Source organism: Rubrobacter calidifluminis (assembly GCF_028617075.1).
GTDB classification, from domain to species: domain Bacteria; phylum Actinomycetota; class Rubrobacteria; order Rubrobacterales; family Rubrobacteraceae; genus Rubrobacter_E; species Rubrobacter_E calidifluminis.
This window is the reverse complement of sequence record NZ_JAQKGV010000023.1, coordinates 1-26,689: the sequence shown is the minus strand read 5'-3', so window position 1 is coordinate 26,689 and position 26,689 is coordinate 1. Positions and strand designations below refer to the sequence as shown.

The window sequence follows — 26,689 nt, the reverse complement described above, 5'->3', positions numbered from 1 at the left end:
CGGACCATGGTTCTGAGATAAGAGTACGACCTCATCCCACGGGCCCCGTACGCGAGAGCATCCCGCCAACATCACGACGTACATATCCCTTGAGTTCGAGCACCGGCAACACGCGCAGCACCTCCCGCACATCGACCCCACTCCGGCGGGAGATCTGATCAACGCTGCACGGTGTAAACCCGATGCCGGCAAGGACCGCCGCTTCCCTGTGGGGCAGCACGTCCCACAGGTTCTCAGCGAGGGACTCGCGTCCCATGAATTCCTCCTCCGAGGGGGGCGCGACGGCCTCAACGAACTCCCCCACATCCCAAAGCGGGGAGGCCCCCTCTGAGATCAGGCGATTCGATCCCCGGCACTCCGGTACTCCTATGGGTCCGGGAACCGCCCAGACCTCCCTCCCCGCATCCAGAGCGTGCCTGGCGGTTATGAGCGCCCCGCTCCTCTGGGAAGCCTCGACCACCACCACAACATCAGCGAGCCCCGCGATGATCCTGTTGCGCGCCGGGAACCTCCAGGCGAGCGGAGCCTCTCCGAGATAGTACTCGGAGAGGATGGTTCCCTGCCGCCTGACCCTTTCGTAGAGATCCCGGTTCTGACGCGGGTAGACCACGTCGATTCCGCACCCGAGCACGCCCACGGTGTTCCCCGCCTCCAGAGCACCCTCGTGGGCCGCAGCGTCCACACCCAAAGCGAGCCCGCTGATGACGTTCACACCCCGCCCGGCGAGGGCCCTACCGAGCTCCCTGGCTGCCTCAAGAGCACCGGCCGAGGCCTTGCGGGAGCCTACGAGCGCCACCGCCGGCCCATCCGGGATCGCCCCGCCCGAGAGGAAGAGAGCCGGAGGGGGGTCCGGAACCTGGCGCAACCGCTCCGGATAGCCCTCATCGGCGAGCGTCACCACGCTGGCACCCCTTTCCGCGAGGGCCGCCACGACGCTTTCCGCGTCGAAGGTGTGCCGGATCTCCTCAAGGACACGGACAGCCTTCTCGCTCAAACCGAACATCTCACGCAATCGCTCCGGCCGCTCCTCGAGAACGACTTCCGGCTCCCTCTCTCCGAGAGCACGCAAGATGCTCGCTCCCACCCGCGCCTGTACCAGCGAGAGCAGCAGGCAGGCATCCCTCCCCTCAACCCCCGGCAAGTTCCATCCTCCTGTAGTTGAGCGTCTCCGCTATGTGGTCGGCGGAGATCCAGTCCTCACCGGCAAGATCCGCAACAGTGCGCGCCACGCGCAGGATCCTGTCGTGTGCCCTCCCGGAGAGCCCGAGGCGTTCGATCGCTGCAGCGAAGAGCGACTCCGCAGGTTCGTCCAGCCGGCACACCTCGCGCAGCCTGCGGCCGCCGAGGGCCGAATTCGGTACCCTCTGGCGTTCGATCTGCTTCTCCCGGGCGGCGACCACCCTCTCTCTGATCCGCCCGGACCCCTCCGCCAACACCGGCCCGCGCAGCTCCTCCCTCTTGAGACGAGGCACGTTGACAAACAGGTCGATTCTGTCAAGTAGCGGCCCTGAAAGCCGGCTCCTGTAGCGCTCTATCTGTCCCGGTGTACAGCGGCACTCATGGCGAGAATCCCCAGCGTACCCGCACGGACATGGGTTCATCGAGCAGACGAGCGTCACGCGGGCCGGGTAGCTGAGCGTCCCCGCCACCCGGGATATTGTCACCTCCCCGTCCTCGAGCGGCTGCCTCAAGACCTCGAGCGTCCTGCGCGAGAACTCCGGAAGCTCGTCCAGAAACAAAACGCCGTGGTGCGCCAGCGAGACCTCCCCGGGACGCGGGTTGCTTCCCCCTCCAGCGAGTCCCAAGGTAGATATCGTGTGGTGCGGGGCGCGGAACGGCCTGACCCTGAGAAGTCCACCATCCGTCTGACCAGCGGCGCTGTAGACCTTCGTCACCTCTATGCTCTCCTGCAGGGTCATCGGGGGGAGTATCCCCGGAAGCCGTCGGGCGAGCATCGTCTTCCCGGAACCCGGTGGGCCGCACATCAGGACGTTGTGTCCACCGGCGGCCGCCACCTCGAGAGCCCGCTTGGCGAACTCCTGCCCAGCGACGTCGGCGAAATCCTCCTCCGTGTCCCCCCATCCTGCCTCGCCCCCGCGCCCGGGGACCGCGGGTTCTATACTCGTTGATCCTTCCAGAAAACCCACAGCCTCCCGCAGGCTCCCGACCCCCAGCACTTCCACACCGCCCATGCACGCAGCCTCGGCAGCGTTGCGGGCCGGAAGGAGCAGCCTTGGAATACCCTCGGCGAAGACCCTCTCCGCCATCGAGAGCGCTCCCCTTATCCCACGCACGCCGCCGTCGAGCGACAACTCACCGGCCGCAGCACATCCCTCCAGAGATTGCCCATCCAACACACCAGAAGCACCAAGGATTGCAAGCGCTATCGGAAGGTCGAATGTCGGCCCCTCTTTGCGGAGGTTGGCCGGCGCGAGGTTAACCACGACTTTTCGAGGGGGAAACCTGTACCCGGCGTTGGAGATCGCAACCCGCACGCGCTCCCGTGCTTCCTGAACCGCCGCATCCGGCAACCCAACTATCGAAAACCCCGGCAGGCCAGCACTTATGTCTACCTCGACCTCTACGGGCACCGCCTCTACACCTACCAGGGCCAGGCTCCGAGCCCGGCATACAGCCATCTCAAACTACCCCCACGCGAGGATCAGCCGAAGCGGACGGGATTATACCATTCATGTCGTGTTGTATGCAAACCTGGGGCTTAGAAGGCATCCTCCAGGTGGGTTACCCTGGGTCTACCACCCTCGAACGTCACGCCGATGGCGTCGAAGCGCACTTCCTCGAAGCTGCCCTCCGGGAGTCCGGCCAGGAACTGCTCTGCAGCTGCACGTATCCGGGACTGCTTACGGGGGGTGATGGCCTCGAGAGGCTCTCCGAAACCCATTCCCCGGCGCAGCTTGACTTCGACGAAGACCAGGGTAGCACCCCGGCGAACGATCAGGTCTATCTCACCCCGAGGCGTTCTGTAGTTGCGGGCGAGAGGCACGTATCCTTCCCGCACGAGGTACCGGAGCGCGAGCGTCTCCCCCATCCGCCCGGCTTGCTGCCTGCCGTCCGCCCCTATCCGCTCCTCACCCCGGCGTAGCTCAACCTGTGCACCCTGCAGGGCCCAAGCTCCGCGAGCGCCAGGCGGTGATCGCGGGTGCCGTACCCCCGGTTGCGTTCGAATCCGTAACCAGGATACTCGGCGGCGAGCCGGGACATCGCCGCATCCCTCAGAACCTTGGCCACCACGCTCGCGGCCGCCACCACGGCGCTGCACGCGTCCGCCCCGGGCAGGCTCTCTATGCCTCTGCCGAGGCGGAGGCTCCCGTCGGCGAGGTAGCACCCGGCGTTCTCCTCGAGAAGAGAGATGGCGCGTTCGAGAGCCACGCAGTTGGCCGTCCCGATCCCCTGGCGGTCGATCCACCAGGCGGGCACAGAGACCACCGAGAGCGACTCGGCCCGATCGAGTATCCCGCGGTAGACGAGCTCACGCCGTTCCGGGCGGAGCGCCTTGGAGTCAGCGAGGCTCTCGACAGCGCCCCTTCCCAGAACCACCGCCGCGGCGACCAGCGGCCCGGCGAGTGCCCCACGCCCCGCCTCGTCGGTCCCGGCCAGCGGCGCGCGACGACCGCAGGTCCAGGCCGCGTCGAATGCGTAGAGGGCTGGCGGATCGACCCGGGACACGTGTGGGGCCGGTCTCCCTTACCGGGCGCGTTTTACCCGGGCCTTCTTACCGACCTTCTCGCGTATGTAGTAGAGTTTGGCCCGGCGCACATCCCCGCGGGTCACGACCTCTATCCTGGAGATCCGGGGCGAATGCAGAGGGAAGATCCTCTCCACCGCCACCCCGAAAGACGTCTTCCTGACGAGAAAGGTCTCGTTTATCCCGCCTCCCTTGCGCGCGAGACACAACCCCTCGAAGACCTGCGTACGTTCACGGTTGCCCTCGACGACCCGGTAGTGAACACGAATGGTGTCGCCGGGCTTGAAGTCGGTGCGCGGCTCGATGTTCTCGCTCGTGATCATAGGCTCTCTCCTTTCGCAGACTCTCGACAGGCCCCCGGCTGGGGATCGGGTAAGCATCCGGCAGCCCTGAGGCGCGCCTCCCGCTCGCGCCAGGCGCGGATCTTCTCGTGATCTCCGGATAATAGCACGGCGGGGACCCTCTCTCCATCCCACTCGGCGGGCCGGGTGTACTGCGGCGGGCCCATCACGTCCTCTCCGGAAGAGAAGGACTCACCGACGAGGCTCTCGGAGTTCCCCAGCACCCCCTCCATCCGCCTTATCACCGCATCAGAGAGCGCGGCCGCGACTATCTCCCCCCCCGAGAGGACGAACTCACCGAGGGAGATCACCTCATCTGCGATGACCTGGCTCACCCGCTCGTCGATTCCTCCGTAACGGCCGCAGACGATCGTGAGATCACGCCGATCGGAGCTGACCTCGCTGATGTAGCTCTGGGTGATCCTGCGCCCCCATGCCTCGGTCACGACGACCCGGCGTTCCTCCTTGAGCTCTCTCGCCGGCACGCCGTAGACCTCCTCGAGCGCCCGCGCCACGATATCCACCCGGACAATCATCCCAGGCCCTCCCCCGAACGGCATGTCGTCTATCCTGCCGTCGGCGGAGAAGTCCCGCAGGTCGAAGGCCCTGAAATCCACCAGCCCACGCTCTATCGCCCTCCCGACGACCCCGACCCGTACGGCCGCCTCGACGGCACGGGGAAACACGCAGAAAACGTCGATGCTCCGCATAACGTTACGCCTCTTCCGGTGGCCGGGCGAGGATCCTGCCCCGCTCCAGGTCCACCTCGGGCACGTGTTCCCGGGTGAAGGGAAGGTAAGACTCACCACCCCGGCCGCGCACGACGAGCACCTCGTGCGCCGGGGTCTCGAAGGTCTCCGTGACCCTCCCGATGGTCTCCCCGGATCCGGAGACGACCTCGAGTCCGATGAGGTCTCCCACGTAGTATTCCTCCTCGTCGGGATCGTCCAGCTCTGTGCGGTCGAGCAACATCTCCTGTCCGCGCAGCTCCAGAGCCTCCTCGCGGCTCTCTATGCCGTCGAGGTCCACGAGGAATCCTTTCGGGGTGGATCGGCTGCGCAGGATCCTGCGCCTCCTCTCCGCCACGAATGGCTCGACCCCCTCGCGCAGGTGCCGTCCCGAGCCGAAGGCTCTGACGCGCACGGTACCCCGCACACCGTGCGGGGCCAGGATCCTGCCGATGGTGACCGGGTCAGAGGGCTCCCGGTGCAAGGTTCCTAGTCCAGAACCTCCACCGTCACCCGGCGCTCGGCCTTCACGGAGGCGGCCTTCATGACCTTGCGGATCGCGTTTATCGTCCGGCCGCCCTTGCCGATGACCTTGCCCATGTCCTCGCTCGCGACCCGCAGCGTGAGGCTGACCCGGCTCCCCCGCTCCTCGCCGGAGATCTCGATGCTCCGCGGATCGTCGACGAGCCCCTCGACCAGAAACCGCAGCAGATCCTCGAACTGCCGCATGCCTCCCTCCTAGAGGACCCCGGAGATCTCGAGCAGCTTGCGCACCTGGTCGGTGGGCTGGGCGCCCTTGGCGAGCCACTCCCGCGCCTTCTCGGTGTCTATCTGTATGTCCGAGGGGTTGGTGCGCGGGTTGTAGGTGCCGATCCGCTCTATGAACCGGCCGTCCCGGGGGCTGCGCGAATCGGCCACGACGACCCGGTAGAACGGGTTCCTGTTGGACCCGAACCTGGCAAGCCTTATCTTCACCGCCATGTCATCACCTTCCTTCTCTTCTCTCAAAACGGAACTTTCGGGAAACCTCTCCCCTTGCCCATCTGCCGCATCATCTTCTGCATCTCGCCGAACTGCTTGACGAGCTTCTGCACCTCCTGCGGGCTCGTCCCCGAGCCGCGGGCGATCCTGCGCACCCGGCTCGGGTTGTGCAACAGCTTGGGGTTGCGCCGCTCCTGCGGGGTCATCGAGGTTATCATGGCCTCGACCCTCCCCATCACCCGGTCGTCTATCTCGACGTCCTTCAGCTGCCGGCCGAGGCCGGGAATCATGCCGAGCAGCCCCGAGAGCGGCCCCATCCTCTTTATCATCTGCATCTGCTTGAGGAAATCCTCGAAGGTAAACTTCCCGCTCATGAGCTTCCTGCCCTGCTCCTCGGCCTGCTCGCGGTCCATCTGGGCCTCGGCCTTCTCTATGAGCGTCAGGACGTCCCCCATCCCGAGGATGCGTCCGGCCATCCTGTCGGGGTAGAAGTAGTCGAACTCGCTCATCTTCTCGCCCTCGGAGGCGAACTTTATCGGCCGCCCGGTGACCGAGACGACCGAGAGCGCGGCCCCCCCGCGGGCATCGCCGTCGAGCTTGGTGAGGATCATGCCGTCGAAGTCCGCGTACTCCTGGAAGGCCTGTGCGACCTCCACGGCGTTCTGCCCGGTGACGACGTCGAGCACGAGCAGGACCGAGTGCGGCTTTATCCGCTCGCGCACCCGCCGCAGTTCCTCCATCATCTGCTCGTCGACGACCTGCCGCCCCGCGGTATCCACGATGACGAAGTCGTACCCCTCGTCCCTGGCACGCCTGATGCCGCGCTCGGCGATGTCTTCGGGCGCGGGCTCGGTACCCTCGCTGTAGACCGGGACCCTCAGCTCGCGCCCTATCTGCTCGAGCTGGTCTATGGCGGCCGGACGGTAGGTGTCGCAGGCGATGAGGTAGGGGTGCTTGCCCATCTTCCTGACGAAGAGCGCGAGCTTGCCGGCGGCGGTCGTCTTCCCGTGCCCGTTGAGGCCCGCGAGCATCACGACCGTCGGCGGCCGGGAGGCGAAGGTGAGCTTGCTCGCCGTCCCGCCCATCAGGTTCGCGAGCTCCTCGTTGACGATCTTCACGACCTGCTGGCCCGGTGAGAGCGCCTTCGAGACCTCCGCCCCGGTCGCCCGCTCGCGCACGTTGGAGACGAACTCCTTGACGACGTTGTAGTTGACGTCGGCCTCGAGCAGCGCGAGGCGTATCTCGCGCGTGACCTTCTTTACCTGATCCTCCGTGAGGGTTCCGCTGCTGCGTACGCCCTCGAGAGCGGTGTTCAGCCTGTCGCTTAAAGTGTCGAACATCTCCTAGAGCTCCCCGAACAAAGCTTCCGCGAACTGCCGGGCATCGAACGGGTGCAGATCCTCAACCTTCTCCCCCACCGAGACGAGCTTTATCGGCACCCCGATCTCGTTGGCTATCGCCAGCGCGATGCCGCCCTTGGCCGTTCCGTCGAGCTTGGTCAACACGATGCCGCTCACCCCTATGGCCTCCTTGAACATCTTGGCCTGCCTCAAACCGTTCTGCCCGGTGGTCGCATCCACCGTGAGCAGCACCTCGTGCGGGGCCCCGGGCAGCTGCCGGCCGATGACCCGCCCTATCTTCTCCATCTCGGCCATGAGGTTGATTTTTGTGTGCAGCCTCCCCGCGGTGTCCACGATCAGAACGTCCATCCCCTCTCGTTTCGCCGCCTCGACGGCCTCGTGCGCTACGGAGGCCGCGTCGGCGCCGCGCTGCCGGGCGATGACCGGCGCCCCGGTCCTCCTGCCCCACTCCTGCAGCTGCTCTATCGCCGCGGCCCGGAAGGTATCCCCGGCCGCGAGCATCACCTTCCCCGGCAGGAAGTTGACCAGCTTGCCTATCGTGGTGGTCTTCCCGGTCCCGTTGACCCCGACCATCAGGATGACCGTGGGCTTGTGCGATATGTCGAGCTCGACGGGCCCGGAGAGCATCCTCTCGGCCTTCTGCACGAGAAGCTCCCGGAGCTCCTCCCCGCTCGTGATGTTGCGCCTGAGAGCCTCCTGCTCGAGCTCCCCGACGAGCTTCGCCGTGGTCGTCACCCCGACGTCGGAGGCAATGAGGATCTCCTCGACCCTCTCCCAGAACTCCTCGTCCTCGGCGTCCCTGAACTCGGCCACCGCCGCGTTCAGCTGCCCGACGACAGACTCCCGGCTCTTCCGCAGCCCCTGCCTGAGGCGGCCAAACCACCCGGCTTCGGACTCCTCGCGGGCTTCTTCTTCCTCTACCCGTGCCGCCTCCGGCTCACGCGGCGCAGGCTCCTCCACCCGCACCGCTTCGGGCTCCTCACGGGCAGGGGGAGCGGCCTCCGCCGCCTCCTCCTGTCGCTCCTCCGTCTCCTCCGGGGCCTCTATCTGGGGAGGTTCGGCTTCGGGCTCTCTCTTCCTCCTGAAAAAGTTGCGCCAGGAACGGGCCATAGCGCCGGACTCTACTCTCCTTTTAGACGTTTGGACACAACTGCGGTGGCCCCGGTTCCGTCCACGGATACGCCGTAGAGGACGTCGGCCGAGGCCATGGTGCGCTTCTGGTGGGTGACCAGAAGTATCTGGCCCTTCGCGCGGTAAGAGTCTACCACAGAGAGGAAGCGGGCCAGGCTGAGGTCGTCGAGCGCAGCCTCCGCCTCGTCGAGCATGCAGAACCACCCGGACTCGCGGGTCCCACCCAGAAAGATGCTGAAGAGGAACGCGAGCGCGAGCAGCGACCTCTCCCCGCCAGAGAGTACCTGCAGAGGCTTCCAGCCCCTTTTGCCTATCCTCACCGCCATCTCCACCCCATCCTCCGAGAGCTCGAGCCTGCCCTGCCCACCGGACATCATGCACGGGACCATGCCTTCGAAGATCTCGCGTACCCGCTCGAAGGTGCTCAGGAAACGACGCTCTATCTCCCGGTCTATCTTCTGTATTATGCGTTTAATATCTGTGGCGGCCGCTTCGGCGTCTTCGCGCTGAGAGACGAGGAAACGATGTCGCTCGCGCAGCTGTTCCTGCTGGGAGATGGCGAGCAGGTTGACGTCCCCGAAGTTCTTGAGGCGGCGGGCGAGTTCGCGTCTCTCCTGCTCTGTATCGGGACCGAGATCTTCGGCGTTCCGGCGTGCCTCCTCCAGGGTAGCGCCCCACTCGGAGTGCAGCTCCTCCCGCGCCGCCTCGGCGCCGCGTTCTGCGCGGTGCAGTTCGTCCGCGAGGCGCTCACGCTCTCCGCGGGCTTCGGCGATCTCCCCGGCCAGCTTGGCCGCGCTGGAGGCGAGATCCTCTTGCAGACGGCCGAGTCTCCGGCGCCTCTCGCCGGCCTCCTCGCGGGTGCGCCGCAGCGCCTCCTTCATCTCCGAAAGCCTCTCGGAGAGGGAGGTGCAGACTTCGAGCGACCGTCGGGTGAGGTTCTCCAGGGCCCCTGCGTCCGGAGTCGGGGCGGCCGCGGAGGAGCGTCTCACGGCGTGCAGGAGGCGTTCGTGGCGCCTCTCGAGAGAGCGGAGCACCCGGCGGCCGTCGGCGAGCTCGTGCTCGGTGACACGCAGGTTCTCCCGTGCGTCCGCACGGGCGGACGCGGCCCCAGAAGCCTCCTTCTCGGCTTCGTGCAGCTCGCGCGCCACCGCGGCGAGCCTCTCCTCTTCGGTGGAGATCTCCCGGGCGAACGCGCCCGCCCGTTGCCTATGCTCACGCGCCCTCTCCCGCGAACGACGCTCCGAGGCCGCGAGGCGCTCCGCGCGGGAGGCGAGGAGCTCCCTGGCCTCGAGGAGCCTCTTGCAGAGGGTATCGAGCTCGGAGCAAGCGCGGGAGACGGCGCGCAGAACATCGGAAGCGCGTGCGAGTCCGCCCCGGATCTCGTCGAGCGTGGCTGCCGGGCCTCTCTCGAGGTCGGAGAGACGCTTCTCCTCCCGGCGAATACGGCCCTCGCGCTCGAAGAACCCCGAGCCGCCACGAGCCACGCTGGCCCGCGTCAGACGCAACCCCTCCGGCGTCACGAAGACGTGGCCGTTCGAAAGCTCGATGCCGGAAGGATTCTCGATGACGTAGATACCGCAGAGTATCCTGCGTATCGGCTCCGAGTAGCGGGGGTCGGTGACCTCGATACACTCCCACAGCGGCAGGCCGGGGAGGGCATCTTCCTCCTCGACCGGGCTCGCATCGAGGCGGACCGCCACCCTCTCGGGTCCGGTGACCAGCCGCAGCCCCGCGCCGAGATCGTCCGCCAGCACCCCGTCTCCGAGCTCTCGCAGGGCCGCGTCCACGGCCGACTCGAACCCGGGTCGGGCACGGATCACCTCGCGCAGCCTGATCGAGGTGCCAGCACCCTCCCGCCCGGCACGCAGCCGCCTGAGGGTGGATTCGGCGCTCCCGCGTATCGCCGCGAGCGCCCCCTGACGTTCGCGGGCCGCGGTGAGCAGGTCCTCGAGATCACGCCGGTGCCCGGATACGCGCCGTTGCAACCCGGAAATCCGGTTTTGAAGCTCCGTGGGATCCTTCGTCCGGCGCAGATCATCCGGCAAGCGCTCGAGCCTCTCGAGCAGGTGGTCCGGCACGTGGCCGCTGGAAGCATCATCGGACATCTGCTCCAGACGGGCCCGAAGCCGCTCCAGCCTGAGCGAGATCTTCTCCCTCTCCCCGGAGAGAGCCTCCACCCTCTCGCGTGCCGCGCGCAGCTCCTTCCCGACCCGGTCCGCCGCCTCGAGCCTCCTGGCACGTTCAGCCTCGAAAGCCTCCACGCTCCGGCGAGCCCTATCCAGAACCTTCGCCACCTCCTCCAGCCTCTTCTGGAGTACGGCCTCCGGCCTTGACACCCCACGTCCCAGCCCCTCCAGACGGACGGAAGCCCGCTCGAGGCGCACGGAGAGACGCCGCAGTCGCTCCTGGCCCCCCTCGATCGCACCGAAGATCGCATCCTGCCGAGAGAGCTCCTCTTCGATCGTTACGAGATCTTCGGAGAGGCGCTCCCGCCGCGCGCGCAGTTCGCTCTCCCGCTTCGAGAGCTCGTGCACCCTCGCTTCCGCCCGCCGGAGCTCCCGCCTCCGGCGTTCGAGATCCCGGCTCGCCAGCCGGTAGAGGTGCGCCAGGCTCAGGCTGCGGTAGCGGGCTTCGAGCTCCCGGTACTCACGGGCTGCCTCGGCCTCGCGTTCTATCCTGCGCAGTTGGGATGCGAGCTCGGCCTCCATCTGGCGGCTCTTCTCGAGCTGGTCGCTGGCCTGCCCCAGCCTCCTCTCCGCCGCCAACCTGCGCCTGCGGTACACACCCAGGCCGGCAGCCTCCTCGAGCGCATCCCTCGCGGCCGAAGCCCCACCGGTGACTATCGATCCGACGGCCCCCTGACGAACGATGCTGTGCCGCCCCACTCCTGCCTCTCCTGCGACCGCGCGAACGTCCACGAGACGGGCCGAAGAGCCGTTTATCCGGTAGACATTCCGACCGTCACGAGAGATGCGCCGGGTGATGGAGACCTCTTCGTACGGCAGCGAGATCTCCCCGGAAGAGTTGTCGAAGACCAGCGTGACCTCCGCCACGGCCGCAGGTTTCAGAGTCTCTGAGCCGGAGAAGATCACGTCGGACATCGAGCTGGCCCTCAAGAGGCTCGGGCTCTGCTCACCGAGCGCGAAGAGCACCGCGTCGGTGATGTTGCTCTTGCCGGAGCCGTTGGGACCGATGATCGCGGTCACGCCCCGCTCCAGCGGCATCCGCACCGGCCGCACGAAGGTCTTGAAGCCCTTTATGTAGATGTCCTTGAGCATCCTGCGCGAATTCTACGTGCTTTCCGCCCGGTAAGCACGCCGGAAAAACCCGCAAAGCGCCGCTCAAAAAGCTCCGGGGGAGCATCTGCTCCCCCGGAGTCCGGCTCTGCCGAGGCTCTCCGTTGCTCAGCTGCGCTCTCGGCTGACCTCGAACTGGGCCTCCTCGGTCGAGCCGGTGAGCGCCGTGGTCGAGGCGAGCCCGCCGGCGACGACCTGCGCGACGTCGTCGAAGTAGCCGGCCCCGACCTCACGCTGATGCCTGGTGGCAGTATAGCCGCGCTCCTCCGCCTCGAACTCGGCCCGTTGCAGGCGGGCGTAGGCCGCCATACCTTCGTCGCGGTATCCGTCGGCGAGGTCGAACATGGAGTAGTTGAGCGCGTGGAACCCGGCGAGGGTGACGAACTGGAAGCGGTAACCCATCTCTCCGAGCTTCTCCTGGAAGCTCGCGATCTCCTCCTCGGAGAGGTTGCGCTTCCAGTTGAACGAGGGCGAACAGTTGTAGGCGAGCAGTTTCCCGGGATAACGTTCGTGGATCCCCTCCGCGAACTCCCGCGCCTCCCCGAGGTCAGGGGTGGACGTCTCGCACCAGATGACGTCCGCGTAAGGAGCGTAGGCTATCCCGCGGGCGATGGCATGTTCGAGCCCGTTTTTCACCCGGTAGAAGCCCTCCACCGTCCTCTCGCCCGTTATGAACGGCTCGTCCGCCGGGTCGACGTCGGAGGTTATCAGCTTGGCGGCCTCCGCATCGGTGCGGGCGATGATCACGGTCGGAACCCCCATGACGTCCGCGGCAAGCCGGGCCGAGATGAGGTTCCGTATCGCCTGGGAGGTGGGGAGCAGAACCTTCCCGCCCATGTGCCCGCACTTCTTCTCCGAGGAGAGCTGATCCTCGAAGTGCACCCCGGCGGCCCCGGCCTCGATCATGGCCTTCATCAGCTCGAAGACGTTGAGCGCCCCGCCGAACCCGGCTTCGGCGTCGGCGACTATTGGAGCGTACCAGTAGATGCCGTCTCTGCCCTCGGCGTGGTGTATCTCATCGGCCCTCCTGAGCGCCCGGTTGATGCGCCGCACGAGCTCGGGCGCGCTGTTGGCCGGGTAGAGGCTCTGATCCGGGTAGGTCTGCCCGGCGAGGTTGGCGTCGGCGGCGACCTGCCAGCCGGAGAGGTAGATGGCCTCCAGACCGGCCTTGACCTGCTGGACGGCCTGGTTCCCGGTCATCGCACCCAGAGCCCGCACGAACGGACGCTCGTGCATCAGCCTCCAGAGCCTCTCCGCTCCCATCCTGGCCAGCGTGTGCTCGAAGCGCACCGACCCCGCGAGCCGGGAGACGTCCTCGGCAGAGTAGGGACGCTCGATCCCCTCCCACCGCTCATCCTCCCAGCTCCTGGCTATCTCCGTCGGATCCATCCCGGATATCGTCACCTGGACCTCCCTCGAAAGAAGACTCCGGTTCCCCGGATACCTACGACGCGACGCGTCTCTCATACCGCTCTTCTCGCCACCCCTCCGCCGAAGAGACAGGCCTCACGTAGACCACACCACCCATAGGCCCACCCCTCCAACGGTAGAGAACCTCGTAGCGCTCGCGCCCGATCAGGACACGCCGCCCGATCTCCGGCATCTCCTTCTCGTAACCCGACCCGAGCACCTCCTCGGAGAGCGCCTCCCTGTACTGCACCGGGATCATCCCCAAAACCTCCTTCCTGGAATGTGCGGATATCACCCGATTACCAACTGCCAGAAAGGCTACCAGCCCCCTTGCTATTAATCCAATTGTTTGTTTACATATGAACGATAGATAATTTTTATATCCAGCGAGGAGGACTGATGCTTTTCAAGCAGATAGAGTGCTTTCTGGCGGTGGCGCGGCTGGGCAACGTGAGCCGGGCGGCGGAGGAGATGTTTCTCACGCAGCCGACGCTCACGGCGAGGATAAAGGCTCTGGAGGAGGAACTCGGAGCTCAGTTGTTCGCGAGGACGAGCCGGGGGATGCGGCTGACGGAGGCCGGCAAGGAGTTTCTGCCGCACGCCGAGCGTGTGATGAAGAGCGTCGAGGAGGGCCGGCGGAAGATAGAAGAATTAAACGGGCTGACTGGTGGTCGGCTCGTCATCGGATCTTCGCCGGGGGTGAGCACCTACGCGCTGCCGGCGCTTCTGGAGCGTTTCTCCGGGGCGTATCCGAAGGTTTCGATCTCGGTGAGGACCGGGCATTCGGAGGACGTGCTGCAGATGGTGCTCGACGACGAGGTGCAGCTGGGGCTCGCGCGTGAGATCGAGCACGCCGAGGTAGAGAGCATACCCCTTTATGAAGACGAGCTGGTCCTCGTGGTCTATCCAGAACACGCCTTCACGGAGAAGGGGACGGCAACGCTCGGTGAGGTGAGCAGAGAGCAGATCGTCATGTTCGACACCGCGTCGAGCTACTACGGTCTCACCCGCGACCTGTTGCGCAAAGCCGGAGTCACCCGGTTCCGCACCCTCGAGCTGGACAACATAGAGGCGGCCAAGCGGATGGTCGAGCATCGCCTGGGGGTCGCGTTTTTGCCCCGCACCGCCGTGGTCCGGGCGGTCGAGGCCGGGCGGCTGTGCATCATAGAGCTGGAGGACGCGCCGAGGACGCGCCGGCCGATCGTGGCGCTCCGGCGCAAGGATCTCCCCTCCCCTCCCCCGGTAGAAGCCTTCCTGGAGATCGCCTCCCAGATGGGACAGAAGAAGAGCCGGGCGGAACTCTCTCCAGCCCTCGCGGCAGAGTTCGAGAACCTACAGCTCATGGACCTCTTCACTTAAGAACCGGGAACGAGCGTTACGGAATCCTACGCTCCGACGTGGACCTCGACCGTCGAGCGCGGGAGCGGACGGGTGCCGAGGATCTCGAGGGCCGCCCGGGCGGCCGCCTGCTCGCTCTCCTTGATCGAGTGCCCCTTGCCGGTCGCTATCTCCTGCCCGTCCACGGAAACCCCGGAGGTGAAGATGGGCCGGTGCGGAGGCCCCTGTTTCGAGATGACGCGGTAGGTGGGGCGAAGACCGTCCGCCTGCAGCGTCTCCTGCAGCATGGTCTTCCAGTCCCGGAGCTCCTCGGTGTCGATCTCGGCCGGGTTGAAGATCTCGTCTATCGTCCTGTAGACGAGGTCCCGGTCGATCAGATAAGCCGCCCCGATGATAGCCTCCACCGTGTCCGCTATCACCGAGTCGTTCATGACCGAACTCTCGATCTCCTCCTCGAGCCCCTCTTCCCGGCCGACGCTGGCGAGGAAAGACTTCCTCACCAGATGAGCCCGGATGCGCGTCAGGTCACCCTCGAGAAGCTCCGGATAGCTGTGGAAGACCAGCTCGGCGACCCGGCTGTTCAGGACGGAGTCTCCCAGGAACTCGAGCCGCCCGTTCGATTCGTAGGGGTCGGCGACGCTCGGGTGGGTGAGCGCCCGCTGACGCAGGGGTTCGGGCAGTATCTCTATGAGTTCCCTTATGGACATTGCACCCTGCTCTGCTCGAGTGTATTGCACGACTCACCCATTCCAGGGCTGAACACGAAACGCTCTCTCATCTTCCTTATTTTCCCACTCTTTCCGTGCCCTGTCCACAAGATACCGGATGGCCGTCCGCTTATCAGGGAGCGGGTGAGCGCCGCCCGGCATTCTCTTCGATTCGACACCGGAGGTCAATCGCACGAAGCCTGCTCCGCAGAAGGTTCAATAGTAGTCAATCTTCGTCTTCGCAGCTTCGGTGCCTCGCGTATGCGGCGAAGGCGTCGAGGGCGGCCGGGTCGAGGAGGGAGTCGCGGCTCGCGACCTCCTCCGGGCGGGCGCCGAGCAGGATGCGTTTGACGGGCACCTCGAGCTTCTTCTGGGAGAGCGTGCGGGGTATGGAGGGGACGGCCTCGATGGCATCGGGGACGTGGCGCGGGGAGAGCTCGCGGCGGAGGGTGGCGGAGATGCGGGAGCGCAGGCGCTCGTCGAGCTCTGTGCCCGGCGCCGGGACGACGAAGAGCAAGAGCTCGCCGGGTCCGCCCTCGGCGTCTTCGAGGTGGACGACGAGGCTGTCGGTGACCTCCTCGAGGGACTCGACTACGGCGTAGATCTCCCCGGTCCCCAGGCGCACCCCGCCGCGGTTGAGCGTCGCGTCCGAGCGGCCGGAGATCACGCAGCTTCCGCGCTCGGTGAAGCGGATCCAGTCGCCGTGGCACCAGACGCCCGGGAAGCGCTCGAAGTATGCGGCGCGGTAGCGCCTGTCTCCGGGGTCGTTCCAGAAGCCGAGCGGCATCGAGGGCATGGGAGAGCGGATCACGAGCTCTCCGAACTCGCCGACGACCGGTCGGCCGCGCTCGTCGTAGGCGGCGGCGTCGACCCCCAGGCAAGGGCCGGAGATCTCACCCCGGTAGACCGGCTGCAGCGGGCTCCCCTGCACGATGCCGGTGCACACATCGGTCCCCCCGCTGCCTATGTTCAGCAGCACGTCGGGCCCGAGCTGCTCGTAGACCCAGTCGAAGCCCTCCGGCGGCAGCGGGCTCCCCGCCGCCCCTATCTGCCGCACGCTCGAGAGGTCGAACTCCCGACCTACCTCGAGGCCGGCCTTGCGGCAGGCCATGAGGTAGGCCGGGGCGACGCCGAGCATCGTTGCGCCGGTCTGCTCGGCCAGCCGCCACTGGAAGGCGAGATCTGGGTAGAGCGGGTTGCCGTCCATGGTGACTATCGCCGACCGCAGGAGCAGCGCCGAGACGAGGGCGTTCCACATCATCCAGGCGGTCGTCGTGAACCACATCAGCCGGGCTCCGGGACGGAGATCCCAGGTCAGACCCAGGTTCTTGAGGTGTTCGAGGAGGATGCCGCCGTGCCCGTGCACTATGGTCTTGGGTTTGCCGGTGGTGCCCGAGGAGAAGAGCACGTAGAGCGGATGGTCGAAGGGCACCGGCTCGCAGCGGAGCGGCTCCTCCTCCGAGAGCAGCTCCTCCCAACCGACCGAATCCGGCAGAACGTCCTCCGCCCCTCCGACGTACGGGACGTGCACCACGCGCTCCAGCGTGGGCAGCGCCCGCCGGATGTCCCGCACCTCCGCCCGGCGGTCGATGTGCTTCTCCCCGTAGCGATAGCCCGTCACCGCGAGCAGCACCTTGGGGTCGAGCTGCCCGAAGCGATCGATCACGCTGCGCGGGCCGAACTCCGGCGCGCAGGTCGCCCAGATGGCCCCCAGGCTCGCGGTGGCGAGAAAGGCCACGACCGTCTCCGGGACGTTCGGGAGGTAGGCAGCGACGCGGTCGCCGGGGCCGACCCCGAGGCGCCGGAGCCCGGCGCGGGCCCGCGCCACCTGCTCGCGCAGCTCGCCGAAGGTCAGCTCGAAGGGAGCGCGCGTCTGGGAGTGGGCGAAGATGGCGACCTCTCCGTCGTCGCCCGAGGGGGTGAGGATCCTCTCCGCGTAGTTCAGGCGCGCGCCCGGGAACCAGCGGGCGCCGGGCATCTCGCGCGCGGCGAGCACCCGTTCGGGAGGGGTGTGGGCGCGCACGCCGTAGAAGTCCCAGACAGAGCGCCAGAACGCCTCGAGATCCCCCACCGACCAGCGCCAGAGCTCGTCGTAACCCTCGAACTTGAGGGCGCGCTCCTCGCGCAGCCAGCGCACGTAACGCCCGATCTCGGTGGTCTCCAGGACGTCCGGTGGTGGCGTCCAGAGCACCTCGCCCGTCAAAGCCACTTCAGGATCTCCCCCACTCCCTCCACCACCGCATCCGGGCGCCGGCGTTCCGGCACCCGCCGCAGGTCCACCGACCCGCTGGTCCCGCTGCACACCAGGATGGTGAACGAGCCCCCCAGGCGACCCAGACCGACGTCCATGTCAAGATCGTCCCCGATGACCGCCATCTCCCGGGATTCCACCCCGAGCCGCTCGCAGGCCGCACGCACCGCCATCCGCGAGGGTTTGCCGACCACGATGGGGCGCTTCCCCGTAGCCTTCACCAGCGCAGCGGTCACCATCGCGCCGCGGCTGAAGATCATGCCGTTCGCCCCCCAGTAGCCAGGACCGTAGCTGGCCGTGAGAAGGGGCGCACCTCGGGTGATGGCGCGCGCCGCGCGTTCCAGGGAGTCGAAATCTACCTCGCTGACGTGGGTGACGAAGACCACCTCGGCGTCCTCCCCGTCCGTGAGCGGCACCCCAGCCTCCGCCATGCGTTCGCGGGTCGTCTCGGAGCCGAAGACCATGGTCCGCCGTCCGCCGTGGCGACGCGCCAGATACCCGAGCGCGCTGCAGACGGGGGTCAGGACCTCGTCGTCGCGCACGGGGAGCCCGCCCTCGCGCAGCCCCCGAGCGAACTCCTCGGGACGCAGGTGCGTGCCGTTGGTGAACAGCACGAGCGGCCGGCCGGAGGTCCGGATCTTCTCCAGCACCTCCGGCGCGCCGGGGAGCGGGTGCGGGTGAAAGCCGGCGTCGCGGTGCACGAGCGAGCCGTCCACGTCGAAGACGAACCCGCGTATCCTCTCAAGCTTCCTTGCGCCAGACAATGGTATCCCCCGTACGTTCGTCTTCGAGCCTCAGATAAGAGATGGAGTCGCGCCTGGAGAGCTCGCGCAGGAGCCGTACGACCGGTGCGCGTCCGGGTCGCACCAGCGGCGCGCGTGGCCTGCCACGTTCGGCGACCATGGCGTCCACCTGTTCCGCGGGCATCGTGAGGCGCAACAGCAGCTCCTCGTCGGAGATCCGGCGACCGAAGCGCTCGCGGGCCCCGTCCAGAGAGATCGGTTCGAGATCCTTCAGCTCGGAGGCGCGCGGCGTCGAGAGCACGCGGTCGGCGACCTCGGGGTCGACGGGCGCCGGGGTCTCGTAGTAGTGCCCGAGGAAGTAGCGCACCATCTCGTCCGAGACCCTCGACCAGCGCTCGCCGGAGATGACGTTCATCACGGCCTGGGTGGCGACGAACTGCGAGACCGGGGTGACCATGATGGGGTAGCCCATCTCCGCGCGCACCCGGGGGACCTCCTCCAGGACGGCGTCGAAGAGCTCCGGCCGGCCCAGCTCCTGCAGCTGCCGACGGGTGGTGGAGATCATGCCCCCCGGCATCTGGTGCCGGAAGTAGGCGCCATCGAACTCCCGCGGGCTGCCGCCCGGCAGCCCGCGCTCGCGGGCCAGCTCGTCGAAGTACCCGGAGACAGCCTCGAGTGCCTCCGTATCCAGGTCGTACGAGAGGCCCTCGGCCTCCACGTTGCGCAGCGTGGATTTGGCGGGAGGATTCGAGCTTCCGCTCCCCAGCGGCTCCACCGCGGTGTGCAGCGTCCGCACCCCGGAGCGCAGCCCCTCGACGTAGGCGAGGGGACCGAGCCCGATCGTGCAGTGGCTGTGGAGCTCGACGGGGCGGGGGGCGAAGCGCTCGATGAAGCCCGGGATCAGGGTGCGCACCGCTTCCGGCATCAAGAGCCCGCCCGGATCTTTCAGGTAGAGCCGGTCGATGTCCTCGGAGCGGGAGACCGCTTCAGCCCGCTCCAGGTAGTAGTCGTGGGTGTGGACCGGGCTTATGGAGTAGGTCAGCCCGACGACGACCTCCTCGAAACCCTCCTCACGGGCGACGCGGGCCATCCGGAGGAGCGCCTCGGGCTGGTTCGAGGGATCGACGATCTGGATCCTGCGCATCCCGTTGCGCACCCAGCAGCGGAAGGCGAGTCGCATGACGTCCTCGCCGGCGGGCACCCAACGGATGAAGCGCATGCCGGTGGTGATAAGCCCCAGCGGCGTGTTCGGCATGGCTGCGCTCACCAGCCGGATCCGCTCCCAGGGATCCTCCCGGTGGAAGCGGACGGAGACCGCCATGTGCGTGCTGGAGGTGAAGTCCAGAGCGTGGAAGCCGACGCGGTCCATCGTCGGGGCTATGGCGAGGACGTCCTGGGTGGTGAGCCCGGTCGCGGACCACAGGCTCTGGTTGCCGTCGCGTATGGTCGTGTCGATGATCTCGACGGGCTCGCTCATGCCGCAAGCACCTCCTCCTCGAGCCAGGTCGTGTCCACCGCCGCACCGGTGAAGTCCGGGTGGGCGAGAACGTGCATCAGCAGCTCGCGGTTGGTGGGAACGCCCTCCACCACGAGCCCCTCGAGCGCCTCGCGCATCCTCTCGATCGCCCCTTCGCGGTCCCCGGCGTGGGAGACGAGCTTCGCCAACAGCGAGTCGTAGTAGGGGGGCACGAGCGTCCCCTCCTCGCAGTGGGTATCGACCCGCAGGCCCTCGATCCCGGGGACCGAAAAACGCGAGATCCTGCCCGGGGTGGGGCGGAAGCTGTGGGCAGGGTCCTCCGCCGTCAGGCGGCACTCTATCGCATGCCCGCGAAACTCCACCTCCTCCTGCGAGAGGCCGAGCCTCTCACCAGCTGCGATCCTCAGCTGGTCCGCCACGAGGTCGCGCCCGGTCACCAACTCGGTCACCGGGTGCTCGACCTGGATGCGGCAGTTCATCTCCATGAAGAAGAACTCCCCGCTCTCGGCGTCGACCACGAACTCCACGGTGCCGAGGTTGCGGTAGCCGATCTCGCGGGCGAAGGCGACGGCCGCACCGTGGAGCGCCGCGCGCGTCCCGGCCTCCAGCCCGGGGGCCGGAGCCTCTTCGACGATCTTCTGGTAGCGTCGCTGCACCGAGCAGTCGCGCTCCCCGAAGTGGAGCACGCCGCCGTTCTCGTCCGCCGCCACCTGCACCTCGACGTGGCGGGCGCTCCGGATGAAGCGCTCCACGTACAGGCGTTCGTCACCGAAGGCCGCCCCCGCCTCGGCGAGCGCGACCCCGAACAGCCGCTCCAGCTCCTCCCGGTCCCGGGCAAGCTTGATCCCCCGCCCGCCACCGCCCGCCGCGGCCTTCAGCAGCACCGGGTAGCCCGCCTCTTCGGCGAAGCGCAAAGCGTCGGCGAGCGCGCTCACCTCGCCGCCCGGGACGACCGGCAGCCCGGCCTCGGCCGCGACCTCGCGCGAGCGGAGCTTGTCCCCGGCCAGCTCTATCACCTCCGCGGGGGGCCCGACGAAGCGCAGCCCGTTCTCGCGCGCGGCGGCGGCCAGCGCGGGGTTCTCCGAGAGGAATCCGTAGCCGGGGTGGATGGCGTCGCAGCCGGTGCCGATCGCCGCCTGCACCACCGCGCCCACGTTCAGGTAGCTTTGCGCCGGTGACCCCGGCCCGATGCACACCCCCCGATCCGCCATGCGAACCGCCAGGCCGCCGCGGTCGGCTTCGGAGAACCCCACGACGGTCTCCAGCCCGAGCTCGCGGCAGGAACGGACGATCCGCACCGCGATCTCACCCCGGTTCGCCACGAAGACGCGTCTCATCTTCACCGGTCGGGCTCCACCCGGAAGAGCGGCTGGCCGTACTCCACGAGCTCTCCGTTCTCCACGCACACCTCGGCTATCCTCCCGGAGACCCCGGCACGGATGGAGTTCATCATCTTCATGACCTCGATCAGACACACCACCGTATCCGGCTCGACCCGGCTTCCGACCTCGACGTAGGGCCTGGCCCCGGGTGCCTCGGCGCGGTAGAACGTGCCGACCATCGGCGCCTCGATGGTGAGGGACCCATCGGAGCCGGAGACCCCCTCGGCGGCCCTCCCGTCCGGCACCTCCTGTCCGGAGGCCGGAGTCTCCTCCTTTTTCGGAGCCTCGACGAGGCGGCGCTCCTCCCCGCCCGCCTCGGGCTCCTCGCGCGGCGGTGCGCCGCCGCGCCGCACGTACAGCCTCAGTCCGTTCGTCTCGATCCTCAACTCGTCCAGGTCGGACTCGTCGATGATCCGCAGGATCTCACGCACATCGTCGTCCGAGAGCGGCATTCAGGACCTGCCTCTTTCTTCGTCGGAGACAACACCAAACGTTCCCATTACCAGCTCGATCGCCGACCGGGCCCGCGGAGGCCCCCCACCCCTGCGGCGCACGGTGGTGACCGGCCGGGACTGGACCACGAACAGAGCGTCCGGGAGCCCCATCCCCCGGGCGAGCGCCCACTCGATATCCTGATGGGTGCCGAAGTGCCGCTCCACGCGGCGGGCGACCTCGACCAGCGCCCGCAGGTGCTCCTCCCCCAGACAGGGCGTCTCCTGCCGCTCCGGCTCCACCTCCACCGTCCGCACCCCGGCCGAGGCGGGGTCGGGCCGGTACTCCAGGTGCTTGCGGCCGATGGACCTGTGCAGCACCTCCCCGGTCACCTTGCTCAGCCGGTACTCGTCCGGGGTCACCTCCCCCGCCACGACCGCCTCGCCCAGCCCCCAGCTCGCGTTCACCGCGACCGTGCTGGGGTCGCCGCTGAGCGGGTTGCAGGTGAACATCACGCCGGCGACCTCGGCGTCGACCATCATCTGCACGGTGACCCCCATGGCCGGCTCGCCCCCCGCCGCGGCCATCCTGGCCCGGTAGCTCAGCGCCTCGGGGCTGTAGAGGCTGGCCCAGCACTTTCGGACCGCCTCGCACACGTCTTCCGCACCGCGCACCCAGAGGTAGGTCTTCTGCTGGCCGGCGAAGGTAGCCTGTTCGCTGTCCTCGCCGACCGCGCTGGAGCGGACCGCCACGGGGGGATTCTCCTCGCCGGCGGCCCCGGCGACCTCGCGGTACCGGCGGAGGATCTCACCCTTCAGCCCATCCGGCAGAGGAACAGAGCAGATCAGACTGGAGAGCTCGCCGGAGACGCTCCGCAGCCCCTCCACGTCATCCGGGGCGAGGGTGCGCAAGGCGTCTGAAACGCGCTCCCGGAGGCCGTTCTCCTCCAGGAAGAGGGCGAACGCGCCAGCCGAGATGGCGAACCCTGGCGGCACCGGAATGCCGCTCGCCAGAAGCTCCCCGAGGTTCGCGCTCTTTCCGCCGAAGCGCGGCTCCGCGGCGCGCCTGAGCTCGCCCAACGAGGCGGTATACCCTGGCATCATCGTTCTAACCATCGAGGACCGTCACCCTCCCGTTCGTGCCGTCCACCCGCGCCCGCTGGCCGGTCTTGATGCGGGACGTCGCCGTGCCGGTGCCGACAACGGCGGGCAGCCCGTACTCCCGCGAGACGATCGCGGCGTGGGACATGATCCCTCCGATGTCCGTGACGGTGGCTTTGATCTTGCTGAAGATCGGAGCCTACGCCGGCGAGGTGGAGGTGCACACCAGGATCTCCCCGGCCCGCACCTCGGAGATCTCCTCGAGCGAGCGCACCACCCGCGCGATCCCCTCGACCTCGCCGGGCGAGGCGGCGGCCCCGGCGAGCTCGTTGCCGCTACCGTCGCGCTGCGCCCGCGCCCACTCCTGCAGCTGCTGCGGTGTGACCCCCCAGAGCATGGCGATCGCAGGATCCACGACCGTCTCCGGCATCCGACCCAAAGCGGGAGGCGGCGTCCACTCTTCGAGCCGCTTCAGGATCCGCTTGCGCCGCTCCACGATCTGCGGCCAGTGGTGCGGCCCGCGAGCGCCTCGCCGCCGGTCGACCAGGTGAGCGCAAGCTCCTCCAGCGCCTGCATCACCTCGTAACGGGAGAGCTGAAAGATGTCCTCGCTCTCCTCAATGAAGCCATGCCGGGCGAGAAGGGCGCCGAACTCCCGGATCTTGTTGAAGAACCGCGACTGGAACCAGTAGTCGCAGTAGAACTTGTGCTCCTCCACGTACGGGAAGACCTTGCGCGAGAGCCCGAGCAACTCCCGGAAGGTCTGCCGCGCCTCCTCGTCCATAAGCGCCTCGTACTCGCCGACGAGCCGGTCCCGCCGCTCGGCCAGCTCACGCGTGGGCCGCTCGATGTCCTCGCCGGCCTGCAGCGCCGCGATGTGCCCGATGAGCGAGCTGTAGGGGATGCTGGGATCGTCGTGCCAGCTGCCGTAGTAGTGGTAGAGTCCGTCGCCGGTCCCCATGTTGAACCACGGGTCCTTGACCTCCTCGAGCTCCTCGAGCCAGCGCCGCCCGGCGTCGCTGCGCCCGAGCTCGGCCTCTATCTCCTCCGGCGAGCGGCCCTCCCGGAAGGCCTCCGTCACCCCGAGGTCTATCGCCAGCCGCGCCAGCCGCCGCAGCTCGGCGTCCGGCCGGAAGAGGACGACGTCGATGCCGGCGACCATCTGCGAGATGTGCTGGTCGGGGATGTCGGGCAGGACCTGCTTGCAGAACTCCGAGAAGGTCAGGTACGCCCCGTAGCCGAGTAGCAGAAACTCGAAGTGGTACTGCCACATCCGCTCGATGCAGTCCAGCGCCCGCCGGTAGCTGGCGAGCAGCGTGGCCCAGCTCGGCTCCCCACCCTCGAAGACGACGTCCTCCGGTTCGTACTCCGGAAGATCGGGGACGGGGATCTCGGAGACCTCGCGGTTGAGCGCCTCCATCCGCTCCCGCCAGCGGGCATAGAGCTCGTCCCAGTTCTCGTAGTAGTAGCCGGCGCGCTGCTGGAAGAAGCGCGACCGCTCGGCTATCTTCTCGGGATCGGTCACCGGGTTGGGCGAGATGTAGACGTAGCCGTTGACTATCCGGTAGTCGACCCCCATCGCCCCCGGTACCGCGAACGCCCGATTCTGCCATCCCCCGAGCGCGTAGTACGGCGTGTCGACCTCGACCATGTCGAACGCGGGCATCGGCACCGGAAAGTGCATCGAGTTCCAGAACCACAGCCGGTTCTCGTCGTGCTCCCTGCGCCGCTCGTCGAAGAGCGCCCACGGCGGGTACATCTCCTCCCACCCCTCACATCCCTCCGGCGTCTCGATCGAGAACGGGCTAGGAAAGTCTGTTTCTATTTCTTTTTTCGTCATCTCTATATCCTCTCCACAATACCTCGGGCTATCTTGTGCGCCACCGCCTCGATAGTCACCATCGGGTTCACCCCCAGCCCCGTGGGCAGCACCGAGCCGTCGACCACATACAACCCCTGCACGTCCCAGCTCTCACCCGTGGCATCGCATACCGACTCTCCGCGCGAAGCTCCCATACGAGCCGTCCCCATCAGATGAAAAGCTCCCAGAGTCACCTGAGCCGGGCCCCAACCGCACCAATCGGCTGCTAGAAGCATCTCCTCCCTGTTGCCCTTCCGGCCCGGTTCGTAGGCGACCCATCCGGCGTGAGACGAGTAGATGACCCGGGCACCGCCGGCTTCGAGAATCTGTGCCGCACCATCCAGCCCCCGTCTCATCACCGCGCGGTCGAAGTCGGACAGAGTCCAGCGTGGCCTCGGAATGCCGTCACGCCCCACGACGACCTCACCACCGTCGCGCGCCCGCTGAAGTGCCCCGTACCCGGCCGTGTAGCGGAGCGCCTGCATCAACTCGGCGCTCTCCCGTGCACCTCTCCAGGGGGCGAAGATCGCGAGTATGCTGGGAGGGGTGGCGGCCTGCTCGTACTTTATGCCGTACCCCTCACCGAGATCCAGAAGCTCGTCGGAGTAGGTGGCACCGAGCGTACCCTCCCAGGGTTTTATCTCCTCCTCAAAAATGCCCCATGTGAGAAGAACGGGGTGCAGCATGAGGTTCTTGCCTATTACGGGGTTGTCTATGCCCGAACGAATCATGATCGCCGGCGTGTGAATGGCTCCGGCGGCGAGCGCCACGATTCTGGCTCGTACGACAACCCTGTGACCGTCCCTCGTTCGCGCTTCCACACCCTGCACCCGCCCATTCTCTACCAGCACCCTCTTCACGGGGGCGTTCACGAGTATGCGAGCCCCATTGTCATAAGCGTCCTGAAGCCACGTCTTCAACGTCGACTGCTTGGCTCCGATCTGGCAACCGTAGTGGCAGAGCCGGCAGACTTCCTCCCGACACCCCCGGCAGTTGCGCTGCATCACCTCCCAATGCCAGCCGAGAGCTTCAAGCCCCTTGCGCATGACATGATCCCGCCTCGAAGGTATGCTGCTCTCGGTACCGATCGAGAGCCGCTCCCACACGGCATCGATGCTCCTGTCGAAATCCTTGCTGGCCCACTCGGCGAGTCCGAAGCGCTCCTTCCACTCCTTGAGCACGTGCTCCGGCGGGCGGAAGCACCAGGTGTAGTTCACGACCGTACCACCCCCCAGACAGGAGCCGGCGAGCAGACCGATGCTCTGGTCTTCGGCCGCCAGGTTGCCGCCGTCGAGATATAGGCGGGCGTAACCTGGAATCTCAGCCCCGTCGAAGTTCTCTTCGCTGTAATAGCCACCGGATTCGACAACGACCACGTCGAGTCCCGCAGCGGCGAGCACCCCCGCAGCGGTACCGCCTCCTGCCCCAGAGCCGACCACGCAGACGTCGCAGTCGAGCTCGGTATCCCCGGTCACCTCGAGCGGTCTGATGCTTTTCGGCGGTGGACTCTCCGGTGGTCCGAGCGGCCCCGGATAGCCGAGCCAATTCTCCACGGTGTCCGGCTCCTTCCCTTCGTGAGGCATGCAGTAGTACCCCAGCAGCACTCCCTTGCGGAACATCTGGAAGATTGCTCGCGACCTCGCATCAGGTGAGTCTGCGAGGCTCAGCAGCACGCGCTCGCGCTCAGCCTGCGAGAGCGATGAAGAAAGGAGCCTGCTCGGACCCGGCGATCTGTGTGTCCCACGTTTCGAGCAACGCCACGAAGGCGGCGCGGTCTTCGGAGGAAGGCGCGCTGCCCGCCGAGGCGAGCAACGCGTCTGGAACGCCACGCTCGGTGGCGGACGAAAGCCCGTCGATACCCGGTGCGAAGGTATCACATATCGCTTCGAGAGCCCTGCGAGCCTCACCGTCTATCTCGATGGACATGGCGCGTACTCCTCCTTTACCGCTTGTGTCGGCTTCAGGTGCGTCCCGGATCCTGGGAAACCCCCACCCCTTGTTCCCCGTCCGGATGCCCTCCGGAATCTGAAATCGACACGTACCCTTTCAGTGCGGTCATCCCTGTTTCTTGGAGCGCTTTATGTTATTTTGTTTTTAATGAATCGAGCGGGTCAAGCCTCTCATGCATACTCGATTCGTGTAGTTGCATATCTGCTGTGTATGACTACCTCCTGTAGGCGGTGCGGGCGTACTCGACCAGGGGAGCGGGCTGCACGGTGGCCCTTATCTCCACCTGCCTGTGCTCCTCTACCGTGGGCTTGGTGCTGTTGGGCTCCTCTCCCCACAGAAGGGTGAGCTGTGTGCCAGGCTCTGCCTGCTCTTCTTCTACTACCGCCAAAGAGAGCATCGACCTCTCGTTGTAGCTGTAGCCGGTGTAGGTGGAGACTCCTACCACCCGCCCGTCTTTCTCTACCCTGTCGTAGGGCAGCGTGGCGTAGTTAGAGA

Annotated in this window: 27 protein-coding genes and 1 pseudogene; 1 reads left to right on the top strand and 27 read right to left on the bottom strand. The window is 67.1% G+C overall.

The genetic code is table 11. From position 1 onward, the window contains the following. Positions 1 to 31: 31 nt before the first annotated feature. The 14 genes from dprA to PJB24_RS14475 form a co-directional block, all read right to left on the bottom strand. Entirely contained in the window at positions 32 to 1,141 is a 1,110-nt protein-coding gene (dprA, locus tag PJB24_RS14540) for a DNA-processing protein DprA (RefSeq protein ID WP_273847099.1), read from the bottom strand. Then, on the bottom strand, positions 1,128 to 2,639 hold the full coding sequence (locus PJB24_RS14535) for a YifB family Mg chelatase-like AAA ATPase (protein WP_273847097.1): 1,512 nt from the start codon (positions 2,637 to 2,639) through the stop codon (positions 1,128 to 1,130). Before PJB24_RS14535 ends, dprA begins: the two co-directional genes overlap by 14 nt. Positions 2,640 to 2,719: 80 nt before the next feature. Continuing rightward, positions 2,720 to 3,082 carry a YraN family protein gene (locus tag PJB24_RS14530; RefSeq protein WP_273847129.1) on the bottom strand — a complete coding sequence of 121 codons (363 nt, stop codon included), beginning with the start codon at positions 3,080 to 3,082 and terminating at the stop codon, positions 2,720 to 2,722. Beyond that, entirely contained in the window at positions 3,079 to 3,687 is a 609-nt protein-coding gene (locus PJB24_RS14525) for a ribonuclease HII (RefSeq protein WP_273847095.1), read from the bottom strand. The genes PJB24_RS14530 and PJB24_RS14525 overlap by 4 nt, the downstream gene beginning before the upstream one ends. Positions 3,688 to 3,705: 18 nt before the next feature. Beyond that, complete coding sequence (gene rplS / locus PJB24_RS14520; RefSeq protein WP_273847094.1) at positions 3,706 to 4,029, bottom strand: 50S ribosomal protein L19; 324 nt, start codon at positions 4,027 to 4,029, stop codon at positions 3,706 to 3,708. Beyond that, complete coding sequence (trmD, locus tag PJB24_RS14515; RefSeq protein WP_273847091.1) at positions 4,026 to 4,757, bottom strand: tRNA (guanosine(37)-N1)-methyltransferase TrmD; 732 nt, start codon at positions 4,755 to 4,757, stop codon at positions 4,026 to 4,028. Before trmD ends, rplS begins: the two co-directional genes overlap by 4 nt. 4 nt (positions 4,758 to 4,761) lie before the next feature. Continuing rightward, on the bottom strand, positions 4,762 to 5,259 hold the full coding sequence (rimM, locus tag PJB24_RS14510) for a ribosome maturation factor RimM (RefSeq protein ID WP_273847089.1): 498 nt from the start codon (positions 5,257 to 5,259) through the stop codon (positions 4,762 to 4,764). A gap of 5 nt (positions 5,260 to 5,264) precedes the next feature. Continuing rightward, a complete protein-coding gene (locus tag PJB24_RS14505; protein ID WP_273847087.1) occupies positions 5,265 to 5,504 on the bottom strand; it encodes a KH domain-containing protein in 240 nt (79 codons plus the stop codon). 9 nt (positions 5,505 to 5,513) lie between these two features. Beyond that, positions 5,514 to 5,756 (bottom strand): 30S ribosomal protein S16, encoded by a 243-nt coding sequence (gene rpsP, locus PJB24_RS14500; protein WP_273847085.1) that lies wholly within the window; start codon positions 5,754 to 5,756, stop codon positions 5,514 to 5,516. Between the two features lie 23 nt (positions 5,757 to 5,779). After that, complete coding sequence (gene ffh / locus PJB24_RS14495) at positions 5,780 to 7,096, bottom strand: signal recognition particle protein (RefSeq protein WP_273847083.1); 1,317 nt, start codon at positions 7,094 to 7,096, stop codon at positions 5,780 to 5,782. 3 nt (positions 7,097 to 7,099) lie between these two features. Further along, complete coding sequence (gene ftsY, locus PJB24_RS14490) at positions 7,100 to 8,227, bottom strand: signal recognition particle-docking protein FtsY (protein WP_273847081.1); 1,128 nt, start codon at positions 8,225 to 8,227, stop codon at positions 7,100 to 7,102. A gap of 11 nt (positions 8,228 to 8,238) precedes the next feature. Next, positions 8,239 to 11,526 carry a chromosome segregation protein SMC gene (smc, locus tag PJB24_RS14485; RefSeq protein ID WP_273847079.1) on the bottom strand — a complete coding sequence of 1,096 codons (3,288 nt, stop codon included), beginning with the start codon at positions 11,524 to 11,526 and terminating at the stop codon, positions 8,239 to 8,241. Positions 11,527 to 11,652: 126 nt separating this feature from the next. Further along, positions 11,653 to 12,933, bottom strand: a complete 1,281-nt coding sequence (gene aceA, locus PJB24_RS14480; RefSeq protein ID WP_420541961.1) for an isocitrate lyase — start codon at positions 12,931 to 12,933, stop codon at positions 11,653 to 11,655. Positions 12,934 to 12,988: 55 nt separating this feature from the next. Then, on the bottom strand, positions 12,989 to 13,213 hold the full coding sequence (locus PJB24_RS14475) for a hypothetical protein (RefSeq protein WP_273847076.1): 225 nt from the start codon (positions 13,211 to 13,213) through the stop codon (positions 12,989 to 12,991). Positions 13,214 to 13,353: 140 nt separating this feature from the next. On the opposite strand from PJB24_RS14475, the gene PJB24_RS14470 reads away from it, so the two are divergent. Beyond that, positions 13,354 to 14,313 carry a LysR family transcriptional regulator gene (locus tag PJB24_RS14470; RefSeq protein ID WP_273847074.1) on the top strand — a complete coding sequence of 320 codons (960 nt, stop codon included), beginning with the start codon at positions 13,354 to 13,356 and terminating at the stop codon, positions 14,311 to 14,313. 26 nt (positions 14,314 to 14,339) lie between these two features. On the opposite strand, the gene PJB24_RS14465 is transcribed toward PJB24_RS14470, so the two are convergent. The 13 genes and pseudogenes from PJB24_RS14465 to PJB24_RS14405 all read right to left on the bottom strand — a co-directional run. Next, positions 14,340 to 14,999: a ribonuclease III family protein gene (locus PJB24_RS14465; RefSeq protein WP_273847072.1), complete on the bottom strand. Its 660-nt coding sequence runs from the start codon at positions 14,997 to 14,999 to the stop codon at positions 14,340 to 14,342. A gap of 226 nt (positions 15,000 to 15,225) precedes the next feature. Beyond that, positions 15,226 to 17,208, bottom strand: coding sequence for an acetoacetate--CoA ligase (locus PJB24_RS14460; RefSeq protein ID WP_273847071.1), 1,983 nt, complete (start codon positions 17,206 to 17,208; stop codon positions 15,226 to 15,228). Further along, a complete protein-coding gene (locus PJB24_RS14455) occupies positions 17,199 to 18,014 on the bottom strand; it encodes an HAD-IIA family hydrolase (RefSeq protein WP_273847068.1) in 816 nt (271 codons plus the stop codon). Before PJB24_RS14455 ends, PJB24_RS14460 begins: the two co-directional genes overlap by 10 nt. Next, positions 17,992 to 19,470 (bottom strand): biotin carboxyl carrier protein, encoded by a 1,479-nt coding sequence (locus tag PJB24_RS14450; protein ID WP_273847066.1) that lies wholly within the window; start codon positions 19,468 to 19,470, stop codon positions 17,992 to 17,994. Before PJB24_RS14450 ends, PJB24_RS14455 begins: the two co-directional genes overlap by 23 nt. After that, positions 19,467 to 20,807 carry an acetyl-CoA carboxylase biotin carboxylase subunit gene (locus PJB24_RS14445; protein ID WP_273847127.1) on the bottom strand — a complete coding sequence of 447 codons (1,341 nt, stop codon included), beginning with the start codon at positions 20,805 to 20,807 and terminating at the stop codon, positions 19,467 to 19,469. Before PJB24_RS14445 ends, PJB24_RS14450 begins: the two co-directional genes overlap by 4 nt. Before the next feature lie 2 nt (positions 20,808 to 20,809). Continuing rightward, a complete protein-coding gene (gene accB / locus PJB24_RS14440) occupies positions 20,810 to 21,304 on the bottom strand; it encodes an acetyl-CoA carboxylase biotin carboxyl carrier protein (RefSeq protein ID WP_273847065.1) in 495 nt (164 codons plus the stop codon). After that, positions 21,305 to 22,399 carry a PEP/pyruvate-binding domain-containing protein gene (locus PJB24_RS14435; protein ID WP_273847063.1) on the bottom strand — a complete coding sequence of 365 codons (1,095 nt, stop codon included), beginning with the start codon at positions 22,397 to 22,399 and terminating at the stop codon, positions 21,305 to 21,307. Next, a complete protein-coding gene (locus PJB24_RS14430) occupies positions 22,392 to 22,532 on the bottom strand; it encodes a PEP-utilizing enzyme (protein ID WP_273847061.1) in 141 nt (46 codons plus the stop codon). Before PJB24_RS14430 ends, PJB24_RS14435 begins: the two co-directional genes overlap by 8 nt. A gap of 51 nt (positions 22,533 to 22,583) precedes the next feature. Beyond that, entirely contained in the window at positions 22,584 to 22,880 is a 297-nt protein-coding gene (locus PJB24_RS14425; protein ID WP_273847059.1) for a hypothetical protein, read from the bottom strand. After that, positions 22,856 to 24,223, bottom strand: coding sequence for a PEP-utilizing protein mobile subunit (locus PJB24_RS14420; RefSeq protein WP_273847056.1), 1,368 nt, complete (start codon positions 24,221 to 24,223; stop codon positions 22,856 to 22,858). Before PJB24_RS14420 ends, PJB24_RS14425 begins: the two co-directional genes overlap by 25 nt. 2 nt (positions 24,224 to 24,225) lie before the next feature. After that, positions 24,226 to 25,863, bottom strand: coding sequence for a GMC family oxidoreductase (locus PJB24_RS14415; RefSeq protein WP_273847055.1), 1,638 nt, complete (start codon positions 25,861 to 25,863; stop codon positions 24,226 to 24,228). A gap of 64 nt (positions 25,864 to 25,927) precedes the next feature. Then, positions 25,928 to 26,170 carry a hypothetical protein gene (locus PJB24_RS14410; protein WP_273847053.1) on the bottom strand — a complete coding sequence of 81 codons (243 nt, stop codon included), beginning with the start codon at positions 26,168 to 26,170 and terminating at the stop codon, positions 25,928 to 25,930. A 238-nt stretch (positions 26,171 to 26,408) separates the two neighbouring features. Beyond that, positions 26,409 to 26,689 (bottom strand): annotated as a pseudogene (locus tag PJB24_RS14405) (aminomethyl transferase family protein); the annotation flags it as partial.